Annotated in this window: 7 protein-coding genes; 4 read left to right on the top strand and 3 right to left on the bottom strand. The window is 66.2% G+C overall.

Features of this window, described 5'->3' with window-relative positions:
* Both ACEN88_RS20085 and ACEN88_RS20080 read right to left on the bottom strand, forming a co-directional pair.
* Positions 1-1,002: methyl-accepting chemotaxis protein (locus tag ACEN88_RS20085; RefSeq protein WP_413342366.1), on the bottom strand; the 1,002-nt coding region annotated here is incomplete at its 3' end.
* 81 nt (positions 1,003-1,083) lie between these two features.
* Positions 1,084-1,542: a cache domain-containing protein gene (locus ACEN88_RS20080; RefSeq protein WP_413342364.1), complete on the bottom strand. Its 459-nt coding sequence runs from the start codon at positions 1,540-1,542 to the stop codon at positions 1,084-1,086.
* 297 nt (positions 1,543-1,839) lie between these two features.
* Between ACEN88_RS20080 and ACEN88_RS20075 the strand changes: the two genes are divergently transcribed.
* The 3 genes from ACEN88_RS20075 to ACEN88_RS20065 are packed head-to-tail and all read left to right on the top strand — an operon-like array spanning position 1,840 to position 5,390.
* Complete coding sequence (locus tag ACEN88_RS20075) at positions 1,840-3,246, top strand: KamA family radical SAM protein (protein WP_413342363.1); 1,407 nt, start codon at positions 1,840-1,842, stop codon at positions 3,244-3,246.
* 16 nt (positions 3,247-3,262) lie between these two features.
* Complete coding sequence (locus ACEN88_RS20070) at positions 3,263-4,570, top strand: MFS transporter (protein ID WP_413342361.1); 1,308 nt, start codon at positions 3,263-3,265, stop codon at positions 4,568-4,570.
* The gene (locus ACEN88_RS20065; RefSeq protein ID WP_413342360.1) at positions 4,539-5,390 is read left to right on the top strand and encodes a fumarylacetoacetate hydrolase family protein; all 852 of its coding nucleotides are present in this window, start codon (positions 4,539-4,541) and stop codon (positions 5,388-5,390) included. The genes ACEN88_RS20070 and ACEN88_RS20065 overlap by 32 nt, the downstream gene beginning before the upstream one ends.
* A gap of 20 nt (positions 5,391-5,410) precedes the next feature.
* Here ACEN88_RS20065 and ACEN88_RS20060 read toward each other — a convergent pair whose 3' ends face one another.
* Positions 5,411-6,745 carry an aspartate aminotransferase family protein gene (locus ACEN88_RS20060; protein ID WP_413342358.1) on the bottom strand — a complete coding sequence of 445 codons (1,335 nt, stop codon included), beginning with the start codon at positions 6,743-6,745 and terminating at the stop codon, positions 5,411-5,413.
* A 92-nt stretch (positions 6,746-6,837) separates the two neighbouring features.
* Between ACEN88_RS20060 and ACEN88_RS20055 the strand changes: the two genes are divergently transcribed.
* On the top strand, positions 6,838-7,392 hold the full coding sequence (locus ACEN88_RS20055) for a carboxymuconolactone decarboxylase family protein (RefSeq protein WP_413342356.1): 555 nt from the start codon (positions 6,838-6,840) through the stop codon (positions 7,390-7,392).
* Positions 7,393-7,619 lie beyond the last annotated feature (227 nt).

Raw genomic sequence — 7,619 nt, 5'->3', positions numbered from 1 at the left:
GGCCGCCAGCCGCGCCGCCTCGGCCGCGAGTTCCGTCGCCAGGCGCGCGTTGTCCGCATTGCCCTTGACGGCCTGGGTCAGCGTCTCCATCGCGCTCGCGGTCTGCTGCAGGGAACCGGCCTGCAGCTCGGTGCGGGTCGACAGGTCCAGGTTGCCGCTGGCGATTTCCTTCGATGCCGTGTCGATCGAGCGCACGGAATCGAGCACGCTGCGCAGCGTCGTGTTCAGGTTGGCGATGGTCTGGTCGAGCGCGCGCGCCGTATCGGCGATTTCGTCGCGGCCGTCGTTGTGGACGCTCGCGCACAGGCGGCCTTCGGCCAGTTCGCCCATGACGGCCGAGATGGTCCCGATGTCACGCAGCATGGCGCGGCGCACGAACATGGTGACGGCCAGCGACGCGGCGATCGACAGCAGCACCAGCATGGCCATCCACGTGCCCAGGTTGTGGAATTCCGTGCGCGCGGCCGCATAGGCCTGTTCGCTGAGCGTCTTTTCCAGCGCGGCCAGTTGGGCCAGCTGCTGGTTCAGCACCATGAATTCCTTTTCCGCCTTCTGCATCGAGTTGGTGGCGATCGACTGGTCGACCTGCGCCATCTCGATGGTCTCCTGCACCGCCTTGCGGTAGGCCGCCAGCGCGGCCAGCGACGCGTCGACGGGCTTGCGTTCCGCGCCGTCGGTCGTGCGCGCGAGTTCCTGCAACTGCGCCTGCACGGCGGCGTGGCGCTTGCCGATGTCGGCGATCAGCGCGTCGAGGCGGTTCTTGGCGAAGCTGCCGTTGATCCAGGCCAGCAGTTGATAAGCGTTGGCGTGGACGTACTTGGCGTCGCCGGCCACGTCGGCCACGTTTTTCAGGCGCGCCGCGCGGACCTGCACCATGTTTTCCAGCGACGCGTTCTGGCGCACCATCCCGTACCAGGCGGCACCGGACAGCATCAAGAGCAGCACCAGCACCATGCCGGGCGCCAGCAGCAGCTTCGGACCGATCCTCAGTTTTTTCAGCATGTTGCGCTCCCGCTTAAAAAAGAACGCGGGCATGCCGCCCGCTCGAACACCGAACGCGGCCATGCCGCCCGCGTGCACGTCCTATTGCTTCTTGTATAGCCCGGCCTCGAGCACGACGCCGTCGACAAGCAGGATGTACGTCGTCTTCGGCTCGATCTTGCCCGTGGTCGGATTCTTGTACTGGTAGTCGACCCAGCCCTTGCCCTTGGCGGCGGCCAGTTCGATGATCTCGCGGCGGTATTTCTTGCCGTTCGCATCGGGCACGTCCGTCAAATCCTTGCCGACGATCGACGGGTTGTACGGGTGAGCCAGCACGATGCCGGTCTTGACGTCGCGCATGTCGATGTACAGCGAGCCCTGGACGAATTCCGGGTCCTTGGCCGTGATGCGTTTCATGACTTCTTCCTTGCCCTTGGCCTTGACCATCGAGGCGCCACGCTCGGCCATGGCGATCGCATCTTTCTCGGTCGGTTCGGCCGCCAGCGCGCCGGCGCAGGACAGGGTCAGGGCGGTAGCGACTACGGTTGCGGTCAGCTTCATAGGATGTCCTTTCGGGAAGGGGAAAGAGATAGGTCTGAATGTTGCCTATTTGCATTTCGTACTCTACGCCGCGGCCCCAGCCGGGTTGTTGTGCTAACGCAAGTAGCGCCCGATGTGCCGCCGCAACGGCAACGCTGATCTTTCGCAGTGCATGTGGAAATCAGTGAGAAACGGAATCAGAACTTGACTCCGGGCAACTCAAAGGCAAGTCCGTCTCCCTACCATCGGTTCCTGTCGGCAATTATTTCCGTGCGTCACCTTTTGCTGCCGCCAACCACTTCCCTCAGGAGAAATCCCGTGACCCTCGACGCAACCCCCGCCAAGTTCAAGCCCTATACCCGCCAGTCGATCCAGAACGCCCGCCAATGGCAATGGCTGAGCCCGGATCTGCAGGAAGCCGTGCAGGTGGTGTCCCACGTGCTGCCCTTCCGCACGAACGAATACGTGATGGAGCAGTTGATCGACTGGAGCAATGTTCCGGATGATCCAATCTATCGCCTGACGTTCCCCCACCGCGACATGCTGCCCGCGCGCGAATACGAGCAGCTACGCGACCTCGTGCTGGTCAAGAAGGACGACGCCGCGGTCGCGCAACTCGTGCACCAGATCCGCATGCGCATGAATCCGCACCCGGCCGGGCAGATGACGCACAACGTGCCGCGGGTGAACGACGCGCCGCTCAAGGGCCTGCAGCACAAGTACAAGGAGACCGTGCTGTTCTTCCCCAGCGCGGGTCAGACGTGCCACGCCTATTGCACCTTCTGCTTCCGCTGGCCGCAGTTCGTGGGCATGGAAGAGATGAAGTTCGATGCGCGCGAGTCCACGGAACTGGTGTCCTACCTCGGCACGCATCCAGACGTGACGGACGTCCTGATCACGGGCGGCGATCCGATGATCATGAATACGCGCTCGCTGGCCGAGTTCATCGAACCGCTGCTGGCGCCCGAACTGGCGCATATCCAGAACATCCGGATCGGCACCAAGTCGGTCGCATACTGGCCGCAGCGCTACGTGTCGGACAAGGACAGCGACGACCTGATGCGCCTGTTCGAAAAAGTCGTCAAGGCCGGCAAGAACCTCGCGCTGATGGGGCATTACAACCACGCCGTCGAGCTGCGCCAGCCGGTGGCCCAGCAGGCCGTCAAGCGCATCGTCGGCACGGGCGCCACCTTGCGCATGCAGGGGCCGCTGATCCGCCACATCAACGAAGACCCGAACAGCTGGGCCGAACTGTGGACGACGGGCGTGCGCCTGGGCGCGATCCCTTACTACATGTTCGTCGAACGGGATACCGGTCCGCGCGAGTACTTCGCGCTGCCCCTGGCGCGCGCGCACGAGATCTTCCAGTCCGCGTACAGCATGGTGTCGGGCCTGTCGCGCACCGTGCGCGGGCCGTCGATGAGCGCGTTCCCGGGCAAGGTCGTGATCGACGGCGTCGTCACCATCAACGGCGAAAAGCTGTTCGCGCTGCAGTTCCTGCAGGCGCGCAATCCGGACTGGGTGCGCCGGCCGTTCTTCGCGAAATACGACCCCGACGCCACCTGGCTCGATCACCTGAAGCCGGCGTTCGGCCGCAAGAAATTCTTCTTCGAGGGCGGCGAGGACGATCACGACACCTTCGGTGCGGCGGGCCGCGTGATCCCGATCCAGGCTGTCCACGCGCAGGACCGGCGTGCCAGCGACAGCCAACCCGACGCGGCCTGACCCGCAGGAGATGTCCATGGAAACCGACCAGAGCCAGTCGCGCCTCAACGGGGTGGCAGTGTTTTTCTACGTGTTCCTGCCGTTCGCGCTGGGGCATTACCTGTCCTCGCTGCTGCGCAACGTGAATGCCGTGCTGGCACCGCATCTGGTCGGCGCGCTCGCGCTGACGCCGGGCCAGCTCGGCCTCCTCACCAGCGCGTTCTTCTTTGCGTTCGCCCTCGTCCAGCTCCCGGTCGGGATCGCGCTCGACCGCTACGGCCCGCGCAAGGTGCAGGTGGTGCTGCTGATGCTGGCGGCGACGGGCGCGCTGCTGTTCGCCACCGGCCGCTCGTTCGGCCAGCTGGTGCTGGCGCGCGCCATCATCGGCTGCGGCCTGGGCGGGTGCTTCATGTCGGCCGTGAAGGCGATCTCCACCTGGATCTCGCCCACGCGCCTGCCGTCCGTGCAGGGTTACCTGATCGCCGTGGGCGGCCTGGGTGCGGCCTCCGCCACCATGCCGGTCCGCATGCTGCTGCAGCACACGGACTGGCGCGGCCTGTTCATGCTGCTGGCCGCGTTGACGGCGTGCAGCGGCCTGCTGATCTGGCTCGTCACGCCCAGGTCGAAGGCACCCGGCGGCGCGCTGCCGACCGTGCGCTCGGTGCTGGACGTGTACCGCGCGCCCGCGTTCCGCGCGACGATCTCGCTGGTGCTCGTGCCGCATGCGATCTTCTTCGGCATCCAGGGCCTGTGGATCGGGCGCTGGCTGGCCGACGTGGCCCGGTTTCCGGACGCCGCCGTCGCCTACCTGCTGTACATGGGCATGGCGTCGGTGATCTTCGGCGCCATCGCGGTCGGCATGATCACGGAATGGGCGGGGCGGCGCGGCATCGAGGCGCTGGACGTGGCCGCCGTCGGCGTGTTCCTCTTCATCGTCGTGCAGGTGGTCATCGTATTGAACTGGCGACCCAGCCTGCAGCTGCTGTCGGTGCTGTTCACGCTCGTGGGGACGATCACCGGCATCGAATACGCGATCGTGGCCCAGAGCCTGCCGCGCACGCTGACGGGACGCGCGGCGACGTGCCTGAACCTCCTGATCTTCATCGGCGCATTCCTCGTGCAGGCGGGGTTCGGGCTGATCGTCGGCCTGTGGCGCCCCGACACTGCGGGCCACTTTCCGGCGCTCGCCTACCGCGTCGCATTCGGCGTGCTGGTGGCGCTGCAGATGCCTGGCCTGCTCGGCTACTTCCACGACTTCCTTCGGCGCCGTCAAGTAAAATGCGGCATCGCTTTGCTCACCCAGAAGGAAGAATATGAGATTGGTTCGTTACGGTCGCCCAGGTAAGGAAAAACCGGGCCTGTTCGACGAAGAAGGCCGCCTGCGCGACCTGTCCGGCGTCATCGAGGACATCGACGGGTCGGTGCTGTCGGAAAAGGCGTTGCGCAAGCTCGCCAGGGTCGACTGGAAAACACTGCCGGTTGTCCGCGGCAACCCCCGCTTCGGCGTGCCGGTCAAGGGCGTCGGCAAGTTCATCGGCATCGGCATGAATTACTCCGACCACGCGGCCGAAGTCGGGGCCTTGACCCCGAAGGAACCGATCATGTTCATGAAGGCGACGTCCTGCCTGAACGGCCCGGACGATCCCATCCAGCTGCCGAAAGGCTCGAAAAAGACCGACTGGGAAGTCGAGCTGGGCGTCGTCATCGGCACCCGCGCGCAATACGTCGACGAGAAGGATGCGCTGAAATACGTGGCCGGCTATTGCGTCGTCAACGACGTCTCGGAACGCGCCTACCAGTTCGAACTCGGCTCGCAGTGGGATAAAGGCAAAGGCTGCGACACCTTCGGCCCCGTCGGCCCGTTCCTCGTCACCAAGGACGAGATCTTCGACGTGCAGGACCTCGACCTGTACCTCGACCTGAACGGCAAGCGCGTGCAGACCGGGAATACGTCGAAGATGATCTTCACGGTGGCGCAAATCGTCAGCTACCTGTCGCGCTTCATGACCCTGGAGCCGGGCGACATCATCACGACGGGCACGCCGCCGGGCGTGGGCCTCGGCCGCAGCCCGCAGCGCTTCCTCAAGAAGGGCGACAAGCTGCGCCTCGGGATTGCGGGGCTGGGCGAGCAGCAGCAGGAAGTGCTCGCGTACCCCAAGGCTTAAGAAACACAGCGTGGCGACGATTACGTCGCCACCTGCTTCAACGCCTGTTCCACCGATTCCTTCAGCCGCCCCACGATCTCGCCCAGGTCCCCCTGTGTGACGACGAACGGCGGCGCCAGCAGCACATGATCCCCGTGGCGGCCATCGATCGTGCCGCCCATCGGATACACCAGCAACCCGTTCTCCATCGCGCGCGCCTTGATCGCCGCGTGCAGTTTCAGCTCCGGCGCGAACGGTGACTTGGTCTCGCGCTCGCGCACCAGTTCCAGCGCCAGGAACAGCCCGCGGCCGCGGATGTCGCCCACGTGCGGGTGGTCTTCGAATTCCTCGTCCAGCATGGCCCGCAGCTGCGCGCCGCGCAGGCGCACCTGCGTGAGCAGGTCGTCGCGCTCGATCACCTGCTGGACCGCGAGGGCCGCCGCCGCCGCGACCGGGTGCCCGATGTAGGTGTGCCCGTGCAGGAATGCGCCGCTGCCGGCGCGCAGGCGTTCGATGATGGCGCCGTTCACGAGCACCGCACCGATCGGCTGGTAGCCCGCGCCCAGGCCTTTCGCCACGGCGATCAGGTCGGGCGCCACGCCGTCCTGCTCGATCGCGTACATCGTGCCCGTGCGGCCCATCCCGCACATGACTTCGTCGGCGATGAACAGGATGCCGTACTTGTCGCACAGCGCGCGCACGCCGCGGAAGTAGCCGGGCGTGGGAGGGATCGCGCCGCCGGTCGCGCCCACGACGGGTTCGGCACAGAACGCGATCACGCGGTCCGGGCCGGCCTGCAGGATCGCCGCTTCCAGTTCGTCCAGCAGCATCGCGGTGTACTGGTCGACGGTCTGGTCCTCGGCGCGGTTGCGGTATTCGTAGCAGGCCGACACCCGCTCGACGTCGATCAGCAGCGGGGCGAAGGGCTGGCGGCGCCATTCGTTGCCGCCCACGGCCAGCGCGCCCAGCGTATTCCCGTGGTAGCTCTGGCGCCGGGCGATGAACAGCGAACGTTGTGGTTCTCCGCCTTCGACGCAGTACTGGCGCGCGAGCTTGAGCGCCGTCTCCATCGCTTCCGAACCGCCCGACACGAGGTAGACGCCCGCGATGCCGGCCGGCGCGTTCGCCACGAGGCGGTCGGCCAGCTGCTCCGCCACCTCGGTCGTGAAGAACGCGGTGTGGGCGTAGGCACACCGGTCTATCTGGCGGTGCATGGCCGCGATCACGTCCGGATGGCCGTGTCCGAGCGACGACACGGCCGCGCCGCCGCTCGCGTCCAGGTAGCTGCGCCCGTGGCTGTCGTACAAATAGACGCCCGCGCCGCCGACCGCGACGGGCGGCGTCTGGCGCAGGCTGCGATGCAGGATATGCGTCATTGGAAGCTCCCCAAAAAGTTGACGTTTGACAATAAGCGGGAACCGTCGGGATTCTTTTGATTTTTGCCTCAAGGCATGCGAATATTTTCGTCATGACAGACCGCCTTCGCCCGATTCCGCCCGAAGACTGGACCGACGCCCAGCGCGCCGCGGCCCAGGAGATCATCAATGGCCCGCGCGGTGCGCTGTACGGCCCGTTCGTGCCGCTGCTGCGCAGTCCCGAACTGATGGGCCATGCGCAGCGGGTCGGCGAGTACCTGCGCTACCGCAGCGCCATCGGCGTGCGCCTGTCGGAGTTGGCGATCCTCGTCACGGCGCGCGAATGGGACCAGCAGGTCGAGTGGGCGATCCACGCGCCGATCGCGCAGCAGGTGGGCGTCCCGCCGGACGTCATTGCCGCCATCGCCCGGCGCGAGCGGCCGGCCGCGATGCTCGTCGACGAAGCCGTCGTGTACGACTTCTGCCTCGAACTGCACCGACACAAGCGCGTGTCGGACCGCGTCTACGACGACGCGCTGGCCCTGTTCGGCGAGCAGGGCGTCGTCGACCTGATGGGCGTGAACGGCTACTACACGTTCCTCGCGATGGTGATCAACACGGCGCGCACGGACGCGCCGGCGTCGAGTGCGGCGCCGCTGCCCGATTAGCTCGTCGGCCCCTGGCCGCGTTCGTCGCGGCGCGGTAGTCGTCCGTCGCATTGCCCGGCGCATCGCCGGCGCCGGCGGCATAGTGACGGCTCCCAACCACTCGTGAAAGACAAACCGATGAAACCCCATTACATCCTCGCCGCCGCGGCGGCGAACACGATCAGCGCCGCGTTGACCGGGACATACAGCACGATGCTGCGCTCCTGCCAGCCGGTGGTGCCCTTGAC

Source organism: Massilia sp. CT11-108 (genome assembly GCF_047302915.1).
GTDB lineage: Bacteria > Pseudomonadota > Gammaproteobacteria > Burkholderiales > Burkholderiaceae_D > Telluria > Telluria orientalis.
The sequence above is the reverse complement of the archived record's forward strand: the minus strand, read 5'-3'. Positions and strand labels throughout refer to the sequence as shown.

Excerpts from the sequence above, each read along its gene's own strand:
- ACEN88_RS20070 (WP_413342361.1), top strand. The coding sequence starts at position 3,263 with ATGGAAACCGACCAGAGCCAGTCGCGCCTCAACGGGGTGGCAGTGTTT.
- ACEN88_RS20065 (WP_413342360.1), top strand. The coding sequence starts at position 4,539 with ATGAGATTGGTTCGTTACGGTCGCCCAGGTAAGGAAAAACCGGGCCTG.
- ACEN88_RS20080 (WP_413342364.1), bottom strand. The coding sequence starts at position 1,542 with ATGAAGCTGACCGCAACCGTAGTCGCTACCGCCCTGACCCTGTCCTGC.
- ACEN88_RS20060 (WP_413342358.1), bottom strand. The coding sequence starts at position 6,745 with ATGACGCATATCCTGCATCGCAGCCTGCGCCAGACGCCGCCCGTCGCG.
- ACEN88_RS20055 (WP_413342356.1), top strand. The coding sequence starts at position 6,838 with ATGACAGACCGCCTTCGCCCGATTCCGCCCGAAGACTGGACCGACGCC.